The sequence below is a fragment of the Psychrobacter sp. AOP7-C1-14 genome, assembly GCF_052376135.1.
Classification (GTDB): Bacteria; Pseudomonadota; Gammaproteobacteria; order Pseudomonadales; family Moraxellaceae; genus Psychrobacter.
In genome coordinates this window covers 96618-114443 of the sequence record NZ_JBQSVH010000008.1, presented here as the reverse complement: position 1 = coordinate 114443, position 17826 = coordinate 96618, and the positions used below count along the sequence as shown (strand labels likewise).

The following is a 17826-nucleotide window of genomic DNA, read 5'->3' as shown; positions in this document are numbered from 1 at the left end:
AGGGGTTAGGCTATGAACATTAAATTTCAAACACTTAAAGGCATATAAATGGTCTAAATAAGAAAGCTAATCACTACTAGTATGGATAATCTGTTGACTAGTCGCAGACCCCACAAAAAAGGTGTGCATTTTCTGCAGTGCCAACCTAGGAAAAGGAAGGTGTAACGAGAGTATTAGTTTTTCAAATTCTACCATCTCATTAGCTAAGGCCCGAGCGATATCCGGTTGGATCTGTGGGTTTTCGTAAATATTGTCAATCAACCACGTTAATTGTGGGAAACTAACATTACCGTGAATCTGATAAAGGATAGGTAACATTTCATCAGAGATTTGGCAGTGCGTTTTTAAGAACATTCCATTTTTGTAATACATATTCAGTGACATATTAGGATAACTTCCTTAAATTTTTAATACTCAAGTAACCAACATATTCTTTGTCCTCTTTGAGATCAACACCGTCAGTAATCACGATAGGCTCAATCAATAGCTGAACATTTAAGAGTAGATCGTTCACGTTATAGATATCATCTATATCCACTTCGAACTTATCATCAATATGTGACGCGGCATCGAAAGGTGAATCATCATCTTTAAAGGTAAACTGTTTATAAAAGTCGCTTTGCTTTGCCTGCTTAATAGCCTCTGCCTGACTTGTGGCCACGATCAGAAGCTTGTAATGAAATTCTTCAAAACTGCCCTGTTGATAGCCACCCAAGTTTATGAAAAATAATTTCAAGTTAGGATTTTTGTTTACTTGTGCACCTGATTTGACCAGTTTGATCGTATAACCATCAACGTTAGTAATCGCTCGATACGAATCAATGTGCCATTTATTTTTGACCTCTGGCCAATGCTGATTGATATCTTCTACCAGCTCACTTACTTGATTGGCGACGCCAAAGAAAATATCGTGTTGCTCAATCAAACGACCCTTAGGACGACCACCCAGTTGAACCATATATAGTGTTAGCATGTTACGTCATCTCTATTAAATAAAAATTCATAGTCAATCTCAAGGTAATGCTATCACTGCCAGATAGCATGTGCTCAAATACAGTCATACTGGAGCGACTCTACCTGTCTTCAATGCAAACGCCCAATCTTCACGTCCATTTTTTAGAGCAAGATTTGCTGCTGCTTCATGATTATAAGCGACCTTGATATGCTCAGTTTGCCACTGTTTACCTTGTTGGGTCTCTATACACTTGATAAGCGCATAACTTGCATGAGGCGAATAAGTTTGCATCTTATGTATAATAGGCAAATCATCTTCATAAGCTGGATAGCCAACGCTACCACTATTCACAATAGTTTGTCCTGATGATAGCCTTACTGTTCGCGGAATATGTGTATGACCACATAAGATAACCGCACTATCAATACCACCAAGCAATGCCAATATAGTCTCATCATTACGCACTATTGGCTGACCCGTTTCGATATCCTCTAGCAAATATGTCATGTCATCAGTCGGCGAACCATGGCAAAGGTATACATCTTCATTTACATGACAATCAAATGGCAAAGATCGCATCCATTCAATCGCTTTTTCAGAAAGGTCTTTGACAATAAAATCCATGGTTGGATTATTAGTAATTTCTGCCGTAGTAGCTTCATAAATCTGTCTATCCTGATTGCCTCTAATGGTGATAATGTCATCTTGATGTGCCATCAATAGCTCATAGGTAGCGTTAGGTGCTATTGGCCCATACAAAATATCACCAAGATTGATAATCTGATCAACACCTCGATATCTGATATCGGCAAGCACAGCTTCAAGAGCGTAGACATTACTATGAATATCTGAAATCGCGGCGATGGTTGTTATCTGTTTATTGTCTAAGTTATTCATTTTCTAACTCACTACTCAAAAACTGCTTTACAACTTCAACAGTTGCTAACGGATCTTCTTCATGCGGTACATGACCTAAGTTATCAAATACCTCAAGTTGACTGTTACGTATATCTTTATGAAACAACATAGCATCTTCTACAGGAACGAGGTCATCTTTTGCACCCCATAGGATTAAAGTCGGTATATCCAACTGCTTTATTTGCGCTTGGTCACTATCATCAGTCTCATTTAGGCGACGACTTAATGCTTGCCGATTGCCTTGGCGCAAGGTCAACTCATAATACCTATCAACCAAAGCGTCGTTTACTTTGCTATCGTCTGCATATACGCTTGAAATACTTTTTTCAACGACACTTCTGGGCAGAATACGATTTAGAATTGGTGACATCGCTGGATATTTAGCAATCTTAAAACCAATAGGAACATGTTTTGGCGTTGCTGAATAGCCAACTGCATCTACCAATATTAAACGACTGATACGCTCAGGATACAAAGCTGCCGTACGCCATGCTACCTTACCCTCTAATGAGTTACCTGCAAGTGTGACACGATCTAATTTCAAATGGTTGAGCACTTTAATGACAAACGTAGCATAATTTTCACTACTATAGTGTGTGCGTTCGTCCATATAAGAACCGGTCGGACTAAACCCTGGTAGATCCATACTTACGACACACTACTGCTCAGACAGCGCCTTTGTCCAACCTTTCCATGTATGCAAGCTTACCGAGGTTCCATGCGACAAAACGATTGTTTCAGGTGGTTTTATTCTAGACGATATTACTTTAGGTTCAGCGTTAAACGCTTTGCCCATTGATACCTTATTAAGGTTTGTATCACACTTACCTGACTGCGCCACGTGTGCCTGCATACCTTGTATGTCTATAAATCCACTGCTGGACAGTTGCCATCGTTTTAGCTCAGTGACAGTACGATCAGGCGCCCAATATTTTGCTATAAATACAATAAGTACAGCAATTGCGCCTAGTACTATAAGAACCATTGCTTTTAGTAAATACAGTGCCATGTGATCAAATCCATGTAATAAGATGACGCGCATGACAAAAATTCTATACCGTTATCTAATACGATAAGCAACAAAAAACCCCAATGTTCAATTTGTCTTGAACATTGGGGCTTCAGTATCGATAAGCGTATATGGTTATAGTGACTACTTGATTATATCAAGAAGAAATATGCCCATAGTCCAATAACGATAGTAGCAATAATATTTAATATAATACCCGTGCGAATCATTTCTGTCTGTTTAATCAAACCAGTACCAAACACAATAGCATTTGGTGGCGTCGCAACTGGCAACATAAAGGCACATGATGCACCGATACCGATGACTAGTACGAGTACTTCATGAGGCAAGCCCATCTGCTCAGCGATAGCAGCAAACACTGGCACCAACAATGCAGCAGATGCTGTGTTAGAAGCGAACTCGGTTAAGAAGATAATAAATGCAGATATCGCAATCATCACCACCATCAGTGGTGCCGCAGACAATGCGTTAGCGACCGTTTCACCAAGTACTAAAGACGCACCTGAGACTTTCAAAACTGTCGATAGTGCAATACCGCCACCGAACAGCATGAGTACGCCCCAATCAGTATTGTCAGAAACTTGCTTCCACGATACCAATCCTAAGCTCACTACTGCTGCTGCCGCAGATAAAGCAATAATAGCATCCGTATCAGAAATATCTAATGCTGCACCGATTTTCTTAGAGAATATCCAGCTCAATGCAGTAATAATAAAGACAGTAATGGTCACTATACGTGGCTTATTCCAAGCTATAGGAGTCTCTTCAACCAATGTGATTTTACGATTTAGATTGGGCTTAAGGAATAAATACATCGCACCCAATAATAATGGCAATAGCACCAACATCATTGGTATACCAAACTTCATCCAATCGACGAAAGCAATATTAAGTGCTTTGGCTGCAATAGCGTTAGGCGGTGAACCAACGATCGTACCCAAACCACCTAGACTCGCTGAATAAGCAATACCCAATAATACAAACACAAATGTACCTCGATCTTTTTCACGATCAACTTGCGTCAAAATACCAAGGGCTAATGGCAGCATCATCGCCGCCGTGGCTGTGTTTGATATCCACATTGATAGAAATGCTGTCACACCAAATATCAAAAATACGGCCGTACTAAGCTTACCACCTGACATTGATAGAATCTTTAATGCAATTTTTTTGTCCAACTGTTGTACATGCAAAGCAGCAGCTAGCGCAAAACCACCAAAGAATAAATAAATAGTCGGACTAGCGAAACTTTGCAAGCCTATTTTGGCATCAAAATCTGGTATACCTATCAAGGCTCCTACCACCACTACCAGTAGCGCCGTAATAGTCACGTGCACTGCTTCTGTTAACCACAGTACACCGATAAAAAACAGCAAAGCAAGACCTTTATTGGCATTGATATCAAATGGTAAAATATTATAGATAATCATCGCAATAATCGCTGCAATTGCGACAACAATTAACCCTTTGCCTGTACCTTTTGGGAAGGTATCAGTAAATAAATATTCATTGCCATCATTAGGAAGATGGCTATCTAGCTTTTGCTCTGACATAGAATGTCCTTATTGAATAAAAGACGGTATAAGAAACCTCAAGATAAAAACATAAATTACTGGTTGGTGTGTATTTTGATAAACACATTACCATTGAAGAAAAAATAAAATTGAAAGCACCGATGAAAAATGTATGACTGACTATCAATACTTATTCTTAGTAATGCCCTACATTTAACTATCTACAAGCAGCGCTTGAGACGTGCATATTAGAACTTGCCTTTCTACAACTTATGCTAGCCATCGGCATACCTAGTCATGAGTTACATTGTTAATTACATCATCAGTTACACACAGTCACTAAACAAGTGTACTCTGTATATGTACAAGATTATAATCACACTTCATACTAGACAAGTAAAATAAAAGCGTTAATAAATAAAGCTTTAACCAAGATATCTTTATTAAAGATCAAATAAAAACACTGGAGTACTTTATGACAGACTCAAATAAAACGGACTCAACGACTAAAATGGCACCAAAAGACATCAACCAAGATGGCTTAGCCAAAGAAGACCAGCAACGTACTGACGACTCTATGCTTGATATGATGCAAGGAATGCATGAGCACGAAGATCATAAAGACTAAAATAAAAGAATGTTTTAGTAGCTTGGTACTTTATACCCTAATGAACCTACAGAAGGTTTATATTAAATAAGATAGGCGTTTATGATTATGATAAGCGCCTATCCTTTTTTTGGCTCTCTAACTTCAGGCAGATGATCTGAAGCATAGTTATATACGAATGCTGCTGTCGAAACAATAGCAATGGGAACAAATAAGGCATCATAACTGATTGTCGCAAATAAGAAAGCACCTACTGTACTACCACCGCAGAAGCAATACCAGATAACCGCTTGAAACCCTAAAGTTGGCTTACTGATAGAGCGGCCGGCAAGCCAATTGCCGATTGCCGCCCCCATATCCGATGTCAACCCTGTCAAGTGAGTGGTACGAATGACCGCCCCACTATAAGTTGCTACCATCGCGTTTTGTAATCCGCAGGCCATCGCTGCCGCCAATTGTCCTAAATAATCATGCTGCTGGTATAACCAATAACTAACCAGCAATAATGCTGCTTCTAAGTATAGCGCTCGCCCATAACGACGGCCGAGTTTCAATGACGTCTGCCCAATGACAAAACCGCTCAGTATAGCGCCTGCCAAGAAGGACAGCAACAAAGTACCAATATATAAAATACTACGTGCGTCTGCATGAGCGATAGCCGCTGCAAACAGGCTCACATTACCAGTGACGTGTGACACGGATAAATTAGCGAACCCCATCAATGCCGTTGTATTCACACAACCAGCACTAAATGCCAGAATTGCCCCGCCCCATAGTATCCACTTTGGTAATTTGGTTATCATATCTCTCGCTCAAAAGTACATAGCTAAAGAGGCACACTGCTAAAAAAGCCCATTGCTAAAAAGACTCATAGTATAACCAGAAAAGACAGCCTATTGGCTGTCTTTTCTATTATCAAACACATCATTGATGAAAATTATTACTTCGCTGGTTCATCAAGCGTCATTAATTGCTCGCTGATAGCAACCGTATTGAAACCTGCGTCAACAAACATAATCTCACCTGTGATACCAGATGCCCAAGGAGATAATAGGAACAATGCTGCATTGCCTACTTCTGTCTGTGTGATATTGCGTTGTAGTGGCGCAATCTTTTCGCTAATATCAAGCATTTTGCGGAAAGACTTGATGCCACTAGCTGCTAGCGTGCGGATAGGGCCTGCAGATATCGCATTAACACGAATACCTTCGCCGCCCATAGACGTTGCTAAATAACGAACACTGGCTTCTAGACTGGCTTTTGCCATACCCATGACATTGTAGTTTGGCAATACTGAAATACTACCTTCATAAGTCAATGTCAACATAGAGCCGTGACGCATCGCTAGCAACTCACGAGCTGCTTTAGCCAATGCAACAAAGCTATAACTAGAGATATCATGTGCAATGTGACTTCCTTCACGAGTCGTTGCGCTAACAAAATCTCCATCAAGCTGATCCATCGGTGCAAATCCAATGGCATGAACCACACCATCAATACCGTCACCCCAATGAGCAGTCACTTGCTCAAAACAAGCAGCAATCGACTCATCAGAGGCGACGTCACACTCTAAAACCAAATCTGCTTCAAATTTTTCAGCGGCCATGTCGACGCGTTTTTTAATTTTATCGTTCGGGTAAGTCAGAATTAGTGATGCCCCTTCGCGGTGCAGCGCTTCTGCGATAGCCCAAGCGATAGAGAGTTTACTTGCGATGCCAGTTACGACAAATCTTTGTCCTTGCAGTAGCATAAGATTTCCTTTTGAATCAATCGAGATGATTTAGAATAAGAATTTATTTAGAGTAATTAGAAGGTTGAGACTACTAAATAGTACAAATGAAAAGATGAGTTATTATACACGAATTAATTTAAGTAAACAGTCGTAAACTGTATTTGGTTCTTGTTATTGGATTCGTAAATACCATTAACCAATAGAATGAAAATGCCTAATAGCAGCTTATCGCTTCAAGTAGTGTCGATAATGAGCGCTTTTTGCGAGTTATTAGAATATATTTTAGCATTAACGCTTCGACACAAAACGCACAGACTATAACATTTTACTGACTTCATGATGAAAACAGTATTTCAAATATTAACACTGCAACCGTTTCGATTAGTTACTAGACTTCCCTTTATTGATTAAAGCCTTAACTGCTACCCACAGCAGTATGAAGTTCAGCAGATTTCGAGTATAATCACAACCCTTCCCAGCTTGCACAATTTTTATAAGAATCCTCACATGATAGGATTCAACGTTAAGCTACACCCACATTTTGGATGGCTGCCAAACTTATGAGTAACACCCCCATCATAACCCCAGATTATAAAGAAAGTACCGAATCGTATCGCCAACTGATTGCTTCAACTGGCGAAGACTTAGATCGCCCGGGTTTGTTAGATACGCCTGTACGTGCCGCAAAGGCCTTTGCACATCTAACCCAAGGCTATCATCAAAGCATAGAAGAAGTAGTCAATAATGCTGTCTTCCCATCAGCCAATCGTGAGCTGGTACTGGTACAGAACATTGAGTTTTATTCATTGTGTGAGCATCATATGCTACCGTTCCATGGTATCGCTCATATCGGCTACTTACCTGATGGACAAGTACTGGGACTGTCAAAGTTCGCCCGTATCGTCGACATGTATGCTCGTCGTTTGCAAATACAAGAAAACCTAAGTGAGCAGATTGCACAGACCATTATGGATGTGACTGGCTGCCGCGGTGTGGCAGTTGTCATGGATGCATCACACATGTGTATGATGATGCGCGGTGTTAGCAAGCAGCATTCAACCACACGTAGCACCGCTATGCTTGGCGAATACCAACACAATAATCAAGCACGTAATGAGTTTTTGGGTGCTGTTCCTAAGCGTCAACCAGCGTTTTAAATTGCTGTTAATTGTTTATTCTGCTTTGAACAATACCCAAATAAAAAGGACGCTGATGCGTCCTTTTTATTTGGGTAAGCGGTAGAAAAACAGTACTAGCTAACTGGTTTCACATCACCAATCCAGTCGCCATAACCTTCAGCCTCCATATCTGCAAGCGGAATAAAGCGTAGTGCTGCTGAATTCATGCAATAGCGCTTACCTGTTGGTGCTGGACCATCATCAAACACATGACCTACGTGCGAGTCCGCGTAACGACTACGGATTTCCGTACGGGTCCCAAATATACCTGGATCTGGCTTTTCCACCACTAAGCTAGTATCCAATGGACGAGTAAAGCTCGGCCAGCCCGTACCGGACTTGTATTTATCACGAGAAGAGTACAGTGGCTCACCAGATACGACATCTACATACAATCCAGGCTCTTTATTATCCCAGTATTCATTGTCAAAGGCGCGCTCGGTTCCTTCTTTTTGAGTGACCTTATACTGAATGTCATTGAGCAATTTTTTTAGCGTATCTTGTGAAGGTTTTACGAACGTATCTGAGTTAAAACCTTTGCTTACTTTGCTATCCGACGTGTCGTTCATCGTCACTTGCTGCGCGCTATCTGCTGTAGGCGTAAACTTGCTAAAATCTAGCTCATAGTTTTTACCATAGACACTTTCGATAAACTGATAACGACCCGAGTTGAAAGTATAAGCTTTGTAGCGTATCGGATTCTTTTTATAATAATCCTGATGGTACTCTTCAGCGGGATAAAAATTACTAGTAGGAACAATCTCAATCACTACTGGTTTTTCGTATACCCCAGAGTCTTGCAATGATTGCTTAGCAGCTTCTGCAATTTTCTTTTCTTGCGCGTTATCATAAAAAATAGCAGGACGATACTGTGTGCCGCGGTCAACAAACTGACCTTTATCATCAGTAGGATCTGCGATTCTCCATAGAGCCTGTACTATACCATTGTAAGTAATTTTCTTAGGATCATAATATACCTGCGCCGCTTCTGTATGACCGGTTCCACCTGCTGACACCTGCTTGTAGGTTGGATTTTCGGCGGTGCCGCCCGTATAGCCAGACACTACTTCTACCACACCAGGGATTTTCTCGTAACCTGCTTCAACACACCAAAAACACCCACCCGCTACCGTGGCTACTGCCAATCCTGGTGTAGTCGGTGCATAGGGATTAGCGGCAGTTGTATTTTTTACAGTAGAACTACTTTCAGTTGATGCGCAGCCTGCGTAAATCGCGCTGCTCGCTATGATAACTAACCCTATAATTTTAGACGGTAATATGCGGTTCATAAAAATCTCCTAAGCGTAATATCATCTAAACATCTTAACGATTTTGTGTCACTGTAACATTCCTATATTGTTATATATTTACAGTTTATTAAGATATTTTTTATCAACTAAGTGTAATCACAAGATAAATTAAACGATTAATTGATAACGATTGTATATTTTAATATGAGTTAACTATAGAAATAAGACTAAAGCTTTATTATCTCAGATGCATTAAAAAAGCCCGTTCTCAAAAGAGTGACGGGCTTTTATTTATCGTAAAACTATCAATGCAAACATAGGATTATAACGCTGCTTTATTATTATCAGCACGTTCGTCACTAGCCAGCTTAATCTTCATTAGAATTTCTTTGATTTCAGCAGCTGATAGATAAGTTGGTACTGCATAAGTGTCACTAACTTCTTTTGCAGCTGCCTTTGCAATATCATCAAAGTCGCTGGTTTGCATACCCTTAACTGCTGGATCAATATTTAAATCTGCAATCAAGTCTCTAACTTGCGTAATAAGGTGATCTGCTATCTCACTGTCGCCGTTGGCTACTTGACCACCCTGTACCATACCAGTTCTTTTAGCCAATGCAGCCAGTCTTTTTCTGCTCGCTTTGCGATTGACGTCAAGTACATAAGGCAACACGATAGCATTGGCACGACCATGAGGAATACTGTAGTAAGCACCTAACTGATGGGCGATAGCATGCACATAGCCCAGACCTGCTTTGTTAAAGGCAATCCCGCCGTAATGAGCGGCGATACCCATCTCTTCTCTTGCTTTTAGATTGCCACCGTCTTTATAGGCTAGTGGTAGATAATGCATCACAGATTTTACAGCAGAGGCTGCATAGTAATCTGTCTCTACATTTGCGTTGGCACTCATCCATGCTTCTAATGCATGAGTCAATACATCGATGCCTGTATCTGCCGTGATATGCGCTGGCATACCTTTCATGATAACTGGGTCAATCGCTGCGGCTAGCGGTACCATTCTTGGGTCGATAGACAATGCTTTTTGATGCGTTTTGTCATCAGACACGACTGCACCGAGTGTCGCCTCTGATCCTGTACCAGCCGTCGTTGGTACGCAGTATAAAGGCGTCGCAGGCTTTCTTGCTTTGAGAATACCAATTAGCTGCTTTGGTTTGCACTTATTACCTTGAGACATCGCTATCATTTTGGCGGCATCGATCACTGAGCCACCGCCAATGGCTACGATAGAGTCACAATTGGCTTTTACTGATTGACGTAGCCCTTCTTCAACCACCTTAAAAGTAGGGTCTGGCGTGATACCATCATAGACGTGATAACTGATATTTTTTGCCTCTAGATAATCGGTAACTTTTCCTGGTATGCCCAGATTATTGAGCACCGTATCCGTGACAATAAACACATTGGTATTACCTTCATTGATAAGCATATCGCATAGCTCATCACAGGCAGTCTCACCGACAAACAGCATTGGTCTTCTGATAGGTATCACGTAAGACACTGCTTTTAATATCTTTGCCCGAGTCTTAGCAACGGCCAAATAACCAGCATGCTGCAAACTGTTGTTCTTTACCAATTTAGTAATACTGTTTTGTGTTTTCATGAGCACAAAATCCTTTTTAATTATGGTTTTAACTGTAATAAAGACCGTTTTGCTGAGTCAGTTAAATATTACTAATTTACGAGCGCCAAAGTGTATAAAGATTCGTATCACAGCATTGTAAAACAGGCGACTTTCTAAAATTATTGTACCACTGCTTTTTTCAGTATGTCGCTATTACTATGAACTGCGATGTGTTGGTTTTATACCAGTTACTTAGTTTAATCGCTTAATTTGATTGATCAATCTAAGTGGTTATAAGCGGCTACAGTAAGTCGTTTAAACTAGTCAGTACTTGCCTTTAAAAGTTGCTGAGTATAAGCGTGTTGTGGGTGATTAAAAAGATCCTTGGTACGTCCAGACTCTACGCAAATGCCTTCTTTTAATACCATAATATGCTGACATAGAGCACGTACTACTTTGAGATCATGGCTGATAAAAACATAGCTGACTTGCTGTCTTTCTTGGATTTCTCGCAGTAAACTGACAACTGCTACCTGTGTGGTACTGTCGAGCGCAGAGGTAGGTTCATCCAATATGAGCAAGCTTGGTTTCATAATGAGCGCGCGCGCCAGTGCCACGCGTTGACGTTGACCACCCGACAGCTCATGTGGATAACGCTGCGCAAATGCTAAAGGCAAATGTACCGTAACAAGACTATCTAGCACCGCTTGCTGACGAGTGACTTTATCCACGCCTTGTACCAGCAATCCCTCTTCAACGATTTGCATGACCGTCATACGCGGATTAATACTAGCAAATGGATCTTGAAATACCATCTGTATCTGCGATCGGAAGTTACGCAATGCTTTTTTGGACAATGCTGAGATGTCTTGAGCATTGACTATTATCTGTCCATTCACACGTGCTTGGTTGCTCAATAGTTGGCTAAGCGCCAGCGCAATGGTAGTTTTACCGGAGCCAGACTCACCAACGATACCCAATGCCTGACCTTTTTGTAGCGTCATATCGACATCCTTGACCGCATCGAACCAGCACTTGGTACCACCAAACAGACCTTTTTCAGTTGGGAACTGTACGTTAAGATTACTCACTTCTAGTACGCTTGATTGTTTATCTGCGTTATCGTCTTCTATAACCAACGCTTGCCCAAAGTCTTGCTGAATAAGCGTACAAGTATAGTCAGCTTTAGGCTGATCAAATACCGCAGACGTTTGACCTTGTTCAATCGTTTGACCTTGGCGCATAACGATGACCTCATCACTATAGCGCCTGACCAGATTGAGATCATGACTGATTAGTACCATCGCCATATTATGCTGGCGTTTAAGATCATCTAATAGCGCCAACACCTCATGCTGCAAAGTGACATCGAGCGCAGTCGTCGGTTCATCAGCAATTAGAATATCAGGCTGCTGAGCCAATGCCATGGCAATCATTACTCGCTGACGCTGACCACCCGATAGCTCATGCGGGTAACGGTTCAACTTGTCAGCAGGATCGGCAATATTGACATCATCTAGCAAAGCGATGCTGGTGTCTCGCCATTGTTTCTTTGGTACACCGCTTAGACGCAACGATTCAGAAATTTGTTTAGCGACCGTATGTAACGGATTTAATGCGGTCATCGGCTCTTGAAACACCATACCAATTCGCTGTCCACGAATAAACCGTAGCGCAGTATTACGCGCTTTATCATTGACGATGGGCAACGTAGACATACCTGCCGTACTTGCTAATTGAGCTTCACCATTAATGGTCAAGCTGTCTGGTAATAGACCTAACAGCGCAAGACTGGCAATCGACTTCCCAGACCCTGACTCACCAACAATAGCTAAGGTTTTGCCTTGTCTTAGCTCATAAGACAGCCTATCAACTAGCTGGACACCTGTAGTCGTCGTGATAGTAAGCTTATCTACGGTTAGCATAAGCTTGTTTTCTGCATGATTGAGACGTTTATCTTGCGCGTTGTTCTGCTCGGTGGCGATAATATTTTCAGTCATATTAAGAACGCCTCGGATCAAATGCATCACGCAATGCTTCGCCGACGAAGATGAGCAATGATAAAATAAAGGTCAAGCTAAAGAACCCTGACAAAGCAAGCCAAGGTGCATCAAGGTTGTTTTTCCCTTGTACCATTAGCTCACCAAGAGACGGCGAGCCAGGTGGTAATCCATAGCCCAAAAAGTCCAGCGCGGTCAAAGCGATAATATTGGCCGTTAAGATAAACGGCAGTTGCGACAAACTAGAAGCTAGTGCATTGGGTAAGATATGTCTGAGCATAATCTGGCTGTCCGAAACGCCTAAATTGCGTGCAGCGCGCACATAGTCAAAATTGCGGGCTCGCAAAAACTCTGCCCGTACCAAACCGACCAGCCCCATCCAGCCAAATAGTAACATCATGGCAAACAGCATAATAACGCTGGGACTAAACAGACTAACTAAAATAATGATCATAAACAGCTGAGGCATGCCGCCCCATACTTCCATAAATCGCTGCCCTGCCAGATCTACCCAGCCGCCATAATAGCCCTGTACCGCACCGACGATAATCCCAATCAGTGCGCCCGCAAGCGTTAAGGCCAGACCAAACAGTAACGACACTCGCATACCATAAAGTATTCGTGCCAGCACGTCGCGTCCCATATCATCAGTACCAAGCCAGTTCTGAGAGTTGGGTGCTGCTGGATAAGGCAAGCCAAGTTCGACGTTGGGCGTTTGATCGGCAAACGGAATAGGCGGCATTATATAAAACCCTTGCCCATCAATCAGCGACTGCACTGCAGGGTCTTTATAATTGGTTTCGGTTTCAAACACACCGCCAAACGTCGTTTCAGGATAGGATTTTAATACTGGAAAGTAATAATCACCTTGATACTGCACTAGTAATGGTTTGTCATTGGCAATGACATTAGCCGCCATACAGATGACAAATATCACCGCAAAAACAAACAACGATATCACCCCAAGACGATTTTGGCGAAAGCGATCTAGACGCGCTTGCCATATAGGGTTCAAGCGTTGCTTTTTTGTGGTAGGTAGCTGCTCAAGCATTAGCGATTTATTTACTTCGCTATTAACAGTACTGTTCTTTGATGAAGGTTGATTATTTGACATTAGCGGCCCTCAAAATCAATACGAGGGTCGATTAAGTGATAACTTAAATCACTAATTAACTGCAATAGTAGCCCGACCAAAGTAAAGATAAATAGTGTGCCAAATATCACTGGATAATCGCGTTGTTGAATGGCTTCAAAACCTAGCAATCCCAAACCATCAAGTTTAAATATAATCTCAATCAAAAAGTTACCCGCAAAGAAAATACCAACGATAGCGGCTGGAATACCTGCGATAATAATTAGCATCGCATTGCGAAATACATGGCCATATAGCACTTGACGCTCACCCAATCCTTTAGCACGAGCGGTCAGTACATATTGCTTGCCCAGCTCCTCTAAAAAGCTGAATTTGGTTAAATAAGTCAAACCTGCAAAACCACCTACCGTACTTGCCAGCAGCGGTAACGCTAAATGCCAAAAATAATCTTTTACTTTACCAAGCGCGCTTAGCTGATCGAAATTTTCGGACGTCAGCCCTTGCAGTGGAAAGATATTCCAATAGCTGCCACCTGCAAAGAACACCAATAAAATCACTGCAAAGACAAACACAGGTATCGCATGTCCAATCGCCAGCAGCATGGCAGTAGCTTTATCGATACCTGAGCCATGATGCATCGCTTTATAGACGCCTAGCGGAATGGCTATCATATAGATAAGCAGCGTGCTCCACAGTCCGAGCGATATCGATACTGGCAGCTTCTCTACGATAAGATCAGTCACCGACTGCCCTTTAAAAAACGACTCACCAAAATCTAGCTGAGCATAGTTATTTAGCATGAGCCAGAATCGCTCTGGAGCGGATTTGTCAAAGCCGTATTGGGCATTAATCGCGGCGACCATCTCCTCAGAGAGACCACGCGTTCCTTGATAAGTACTGTCGTTACCACCTGCACTGCCCGCGCCGATATTACTGCCAAGCGCGTTGTCTTTTGCGCCCTGCTCGATAAGCGCTAGCTGCTGCTCAACAGGTCCTCCTGGAGCCGCTTGTACGATTACAAAGTTGGCAAGCAATATCAAAAATAGTGTCGGCAATATCAGTAGTAGTCTTTTTAAGATATAACGACCCATAATGGCGACTTCCTAAATAAAGAGAGGGCAATGACGTCCAGCAGCGGATATTTTATGTTGAAGCTGTCTACAAAATATTTTTTAAAAGTTGTTTTTCAGCTCACGTAACGCTGCAAATACCGTCAATGATTTCTCATCATCGATAGGCATTTTTGATTTAACCCCCGCGATTACACTCGGCTCATGCGGACGCAAAAACACATTTATCGCGCGCTCATGCTCTAGTGTCACTGGTAGCGTTGGCAAACCTTGCTCAGTTTGCGCCTCTGCTCGTGCTAAAGCTTGCTGCATCGCTTCATTGTCAGGTTCAATGGACAGACCAAAACGCAGGTTGTTGGCCGTATACTCATGTGCAGGATATAGTAGCGTCTCATGAGACAACCCGTTCAATCGCTTAAAGCTCTCATACAGTTGCTCGATCGTACCAGTAAAGACACGCCCGCAACCTGCACTAAACAGAGTATCACCGCAGAAGCAGTGCTTTTGTCCATCAATATCCAAGATATAGGCCATATGGCTAGCGGTGTGCCCTGATACATCCCACACTTGCGCAGAGCAGCCCCATGCGCTCACTGTGCTACCATCTTTAATGGTTTGATCTTCATCGACGCCATGCTCACTATGCGCAACCAAATGAGTCATCGGATATGACTCCTGCAACGCTGCTACGCCGCCGATATGATCGTGATGGTGATGAGTGGTCCAAATCGATGTTAGTTCTAACTCGTGCGTTTCTAGATAATCAATGACTGGCTGTGCTTGACCTGGGTCAATGACAATCGCCTGCTTATTATTTTCATTAATCAATGTCCAGATATAGTTATCATTAAATGCTTTGATTGGATGAATGCGAATACTCATGTTAAATCCTTACCAGTAGTTATTTTTGTTAATCGTTATTTTGAACTATCTAATCTAGTTTTTATTCGAGAACCACAGCATATATTTGATAAAAACAATATATATGCTTAGCTATCCGTTGTTACAGGGTCAGACCTTATAGTAAACACTGCCTATTGTTTTAAATATTTATTGATGCGCCCTTCTGCCTCTTTATCGACCCACCAGTAATCGATACCCACTGCATTGGTCGGTAGCTTTTTGGTATGACGATACTGATCCCAATAGGCGACATTGGTACCAGACTTGCCGTATAGCGGTACAACATAATGCCCTGCGCGTAATAACCGATCTAGCACCTGCGTATACAATACAATCTCATCACGATTTTTAGCATTACCAAGAGCAGCAACCACCTGATCGACAGCTGCATTTTTGATACCAGCACTATTGTGGTTGCCTGGCTCGTCAGCAGCAACGCTACCCCAGAATGCCGCTTGCTCAGCACCAGGAGATAGACTTTGGGCAAAGACGTCCACGACCATATCATAATCAAAACGGCGCATACGCTCATAATATTGCGGCCCATCAACTTGGCGCAAAGTAGCATCAAACCCTAAACGTTTTAAATTACGAATATAAGGTAACAACACACGGCTCATGGTCTCACCTGTCATCAAAATCTCAATCTGAGCAAGCGATCCATTAGGCTGGTATAGTTTCATATCCTCATAATAAAACCCAGCCTCTAACAATAGCTTGCGTGCTTTTAACAACCCTTGACGATTAAAGCCATTACCATCACTAGTAGGCAGCTGCCATTCTGCTAACGTTGCTTTGCGCTGAATCGGTTCAAGCTCAGACAATAATGGCGTCAATACCTGCATTTCTGCGTCAGATGGTGTACCTGTCGCGGCAAGCTCTGAGCCATGAAAAAAGCTTTGCAAGCGCTCATACTGCCCATGAAATAGAGTTTTATTCATCCATTCAAAATCATAAACGGCTGTCAGAGCTTGGCGAACTTTAATATCTTGAAAGATTGGGCGACGCATGTTCATCACCAACGCTTGCATCGGTACTGGATTTTGGCTAGTTATCGTCTCTTTTTGAATAAGACCCGCCTTTACTGCGGGGAAATTATACCCAGTTACCCAGTTCGACGCTTTATTTTCGGGACGAAAACGATATTGTCCAGATTTAAAACCTTCAAAGGCAATTTCATCACTTTGATAATAAACAAACTTAATCATATCAAAATTGTAGCGACCGCGATTGACCATCAAATCACGACCCCAGTAATTGGGATCACGTATATAACTTACCGAACGCCCGGCCTCAACACGTCCTAATTTATAAGGTCCACTACCCATCAATGGCGTCAGACTGATTTTTTCAAAATCGGTATCAATGGAAGATTTGGCAAAAACAGGAAACTGCCCAACGGTTAGTAAAATTTCTTTGTTTTCAGCAGATGCAAAGACAAACTTTACTTGTTGATCATTAATAATTTGAATGTCTTTGATATCGCTCAGATAACTGCGAATATACATGGGGCCTTTATTCAATATTGCCTCAAAAGTCGCTTTTACATCGCGACTGGTCACAGCAGACCCATCCCAAAAACGGGCATCAGGATTGAGGTGATAGATAATCCAGCTCGTATCGTCCGGATCATATGTCACTTTGCTTGCCAGCTGCGGATACATGGTAAAAGCTTCATTCAATGAACCAGTCATCAAAGTATCATACAGATAGTCTGTGCCAATCATCGCGACGCCTGTAGTCATCCATTTGTTAGCGCTATTAAATGTACCGCGAGCATCTAGAGAAAGCGTACCCCCTGATGGCGCTTTTGGATTAGCATAAGGTAAGTAAGGTGCATCGATGTATTCAGTAGGACTATTGTGACCAAGCGCTTTCGTCGTGATAGGTGCAGCGATACTGCTCGGTATCCAGCTGACAGTAATGGTTAGCAACATGGTTTTTAATAGGGTATTTTTTATTATCATAACGTTATAACAAACCTCTATGCT

The 17826-nt window shown here is 42.0% G+C and carries 17 protein-coding genes; 2 read left to right on the top strand and 15 right to left on the bottom strand.

Translation table 11 applies throughout. The features are described from left to right. Window positions 1-66 precede the first annotated feature (66 nt). The 6 genes from ACT3QN_RS07695 to ACT3QN_RS07670 form a co-directional block, all read right to left on the bottom strand. The gene (locus ACT3QN_RS07695) at window positions 67-384 is read right to left on the bottom strand and encodes a hypothetical protein (RefSeq protein ID WP_444522765.1); all 318 of its coding nucleotides are present in this window, start codon (window positions 382-384) and stop codon (window positions 67-69) included. A gap of 1 nt (window position 385) precedes the next feature. After that, window positions 386-973: a DUF1543 domain-containing protein gene (locus tag ACT3QN_RS07690; protein ID WP_444522764.1), complete on the bottom strand. Its 588-nt coding sequence runs from the start codon at window positions 971-973 to the stop codon at window positions 386-388. Between the two features lie 84 nt (window positions 974-1057). Then, entirely contained in the window at window positions 1058-1852 is a 795-nt protein-coding gene (locus ACT3QN_RS07685; RefSeq protein WP_444522763.1) for a metallophosphoesterase family protein, read from the bottom strand. Next, window positions 1845-2519 carry an alpha/beta fold hydrolase gene (locus tag ACT3QN_RS07680; RefSeq protein ID WP_444522762.1) on the bottom strand — a complete coding sequence of 225 codons (675 nt, stop codon included), beginning with the start codon at window positions 2517-2519 and terminating at the stop codon, window positions 1845-1847. The genes ACT3QN_RS07685 and ACT3QN_RS07680 overlap by 8 nt, the downstream gene beginning before the upstream one ends. Before the next feature lie 12 nt (window positions 2520-2531). Beyond that, entirely contained in the window at window positions 2532-2882 is a 351-nt protein-coding gene (locus ACT3QN_RS07675) for a hypothetical protein (protein WP_444522761.1), read from the bottom strand. Between the two features lie 152 nt (window positions 2883-3034). Beyond that, window positions 3035-4456, bottom strand: a complete 1422-nt coding sequence (locus tag ACT3QN_RS07670; RefSeq protein WP_444522760.1) for an SLC13 family permease — start codon at window positions 4454-4456, stop codon at window positions 3035-3037. 436 nt (window positions 4457-4892) lie between these two features. Here ACT3QN_RS07670 and ACT3QN_RS07665 point away from each other — a divergent pair, with 436 nt between their 5' ends. After that, on the top strand, window positions 4893-5045 hold the full coding sequence (locus ACT3QN_RS07665) for a hypothetical protein (protein ID WP_444520770.1): 153 nt from the start codon (window positions 4893-4895) through the stop codon (window positions 5043-5045). A 98-nt stretch (window positions 5046-5143) separates the two neighbouring features. Here the strand turns inward: ACT3QN_RS07665 and ACT3QN_RS07660 are convergent, their stop codons facing one another. Both ACT3QN_RS07660 and ACT3QN_RS07655 read right to left on the bottom strand, forming a co-directional pair. Then, a complete protein-coding gene (locus ACT3QN_RS07660) occupies window positions 5144-5827 on the bottom strand; it encodes a YoaK family protein (RefSeq protein WP_444520769.1) in 684 nt (227 codons plus the stop codon). A 137-nt stretch (window positions 5828-5964) separates the two neighbouring features. Beyond that, on the bottom strand, window positions 5965-6774 hold the full coding sequence (locus ACT3QN_RS07655; RefSeq protein WP_444520768.1) for an enoyl-ACP reductase FabI: 810 nt from the start codon (window positions 6772-6774) through the stop codon (window positions 5965-5967). Between the two features lie 542 nt (window positions 6775-7316). Between ACT3QN_RS07655 and folE the strand changes: the two genes are divergently transcribed. Further along, complete coding sequence (gene folE, locus ACT3QN_RS07650) at window positions 7317-7913, top strand: GTP cyclohydrolase I FolE (protein WP_444522759.1); 597 nt, start codon at window positions 7317-7319, stop codon at window positions 7911-7913. Between the two features lie 95 nt (window positions 7914-8008). On the opposite strand, the gene msrA is transcribed toward folE, so the two are convergent. The 7 genes from msrA to ACT3QN_RS07615 form a co-directional block, all read right to left on the bottom strand. Then, window positions 8009-9223, bottom strand: coding sequence for a peptide-methionine (S)-S-oxide reductase MsrA (msrA, locus tag ACT3QN_RS07645; RefSeq protein ID WP_444522758.1), 1215 nt, complete (start codon window positions 9221-9223; stop codon window positions 8009-8011). Window positions 9224-9506: 283 nt separating this feature from the next. Then, window positions 9507-10808 carry an iron-containing alcohol dehydrogenase gene (locus ACT3QN_RS07640; protein WP_444522757.1) on the bottom strand — a complete coding sequence of 434 codons (1302 nt, stop codon included), beginning with the start codon at window positions 10806-10808 and terminating at the stop codon, window positions 9507-9509. A gap of 281 nt (window positions 10809-11089) precedes the next feature. Then, the gene (locus tag ACT3QN_RS07635) at window positions 11090-12769 is read right to left on the bottom strand and encodes an ABC transporter ATP-binding protein (protein ID WP_444522756.1); all 1680 of its coding nucleotides are present in this window, start codon (window positions 12767-12769) and stop codon (window positions 11090-11092) included. 1 nt (window position 12770) lies between these two features. Then, on the bottom strand, window positions 12771-13820 hold the full coding sequence (locus tag ACT3QN_RS07630; RefSeq protein WP_444522784.1) for an ABC transporter permease: 1050 nt from the start codon (window positions 13818-13820) through the stop codon (window positions 12771-12773). Window positions 13821-13882: 62 nt separating this feature from the next. Further along, the gene (gene yejB, locus ACT3QN_RS07625) at window positions 13883-14953 is read right to left on the bottom strand and encodes a microcin C ABC transporter permease YejB (RefSeq protein WP_444522755.1); all 1071 of its coding nucleotides are present in this window, start codon (window positions 14951-14953) and stop codon (window positions 13883-13885) included. Between the two features lie 81 nt (window positions 14954-15034). Continuing rightward, window positions 15035-15814 (bottom strand): hydroxyacylglutathione hydrolase, encoded by a 780-nt coding sequence (gloB, locus tag ACT3QN_RS07620; protein ID WP_444522754.1) that lies wholly within the window; start codon window positions 15812-15814, stop codon window positions 15035-15037. A gap of 152 nt (window positions 15815-15966) precedes the next feature. Next, window positions 15967-17799, bottom strand: coding sequence for an extracellular solute-binding protein (locus ACT3QN_RS07615; RefSeq protein ID WP_444522783.1), 1833 nt, complete (start codon window positions 17797-17799; stop codon window positions 15967-15969). Between the last annotated feature and the right edge of the window lie 27 nt (window positions 17800-17826).

Coding starts and splice junctions, on each gene's coding strand:
- ACT3QN_RS07685 (WP_444522763.1), bottom strand. CDS start 1,852: ATGAATAACTTAGACAATAAACAGATAACAACCATCGCCGCGATTTCA.
- folE (WP_444522759.1), top strand. CDS start 7,317: ATGAGTAACACCCCCATCATAACCCCAGATTATAAAGAAAGTACCGAA.
- yejB (WP_444522755.1), bottom strand. CDS start 14,953: ATGGGTCGTTATATCTTAAAAAGACTACTACTGATATTGCCGACACTA.
- ACT3QN_RS07630 (WP_444522784.1), bottom strand. CDS start 13,820: ATGCTTGAGCAGCTACCTACCACAAAAAAGCAACGCTTGAACCCTATA.
- ACT3QN_RS07665 (WP_444520770.1), top strand. CDS start 4,893: ATGACAGACTCAAATAAAACGGACTCAACGACTAAAATGGCACCAAAA.
- ACT3QN_RS07655 (WP_444520768.1), bottom strand. CDS start 6,774: ATGCTACTGCAAGGACAAAGATTTGTCGTAACTGGCATCGCAAGTAAA.
- ACT3QN_RS07670 (WP_444522760.1), bottom strand. CDS start 4,456: ATGTCAGAGCAAAAGCTAGATAGCCATCTTCCTAATGATGGCAATGAA.
- ACT3QN_RS07680 (WP_444522762.1), bottom strand. CDS start 2,519: ATGGATCTACCAGGGTTTAGTCCGACCGGTTCTTATATGGACGAACGC.
- ACT3QN_RS07635 (WP_444522756.1), bottom strand. CDS start 12,769: ATGACTGAAAATATTATCGCCACCGAGCAGAACAACGCGCAAGATAAA.
- gloB (WP_444522754.1), bottom strand. CDS start 15,814: ATGAGTATTCGCATTCATCCAATCAAAGCATTTAATGATAACTATATC.
- msrA (WP_444522758.1), bottom strand. CDS start 9,223: ATGAACCGCATATTACCGTCTAAAATTATAGGGTTAGTTATCATAGCG.
- ACT3QN_RS07690 (WP_444522764.1), bottom strand. CDS start 973: ATGCTAACACTATATATGGTTCAACTGGGTGGTCGTCCTAAGGGTCGT.
- ACT3QN_RS07660 (WP_444520769.1), bottom strand. CDS start 5,827: ATGATAACCAAATTACCAAAGTGGATACTATGGGGCGGGGCAATTCTG.
- ACT3QN_RS07675 (WP_444522761.1), bottom strand. CDS start 2,882: ATGGCACTGTATTTACTAAAAGCAATGGTTCTTATAGTACTAGGCGCA.
- ACT3QN_RS07640 (WP_444522757.1), bottom strand. CDS start 10,808: ATGAAAACACAAAACAGTATTACTAAATTGGTAAAGAACAACAGTTTG.
- ACT3QN_RS07695 (WP_444522765.1), bottom strand. CDS start 384: ATGTCACTGAATATGTATTACAAAAATGGAATGTTCTTAAAAACGCAC.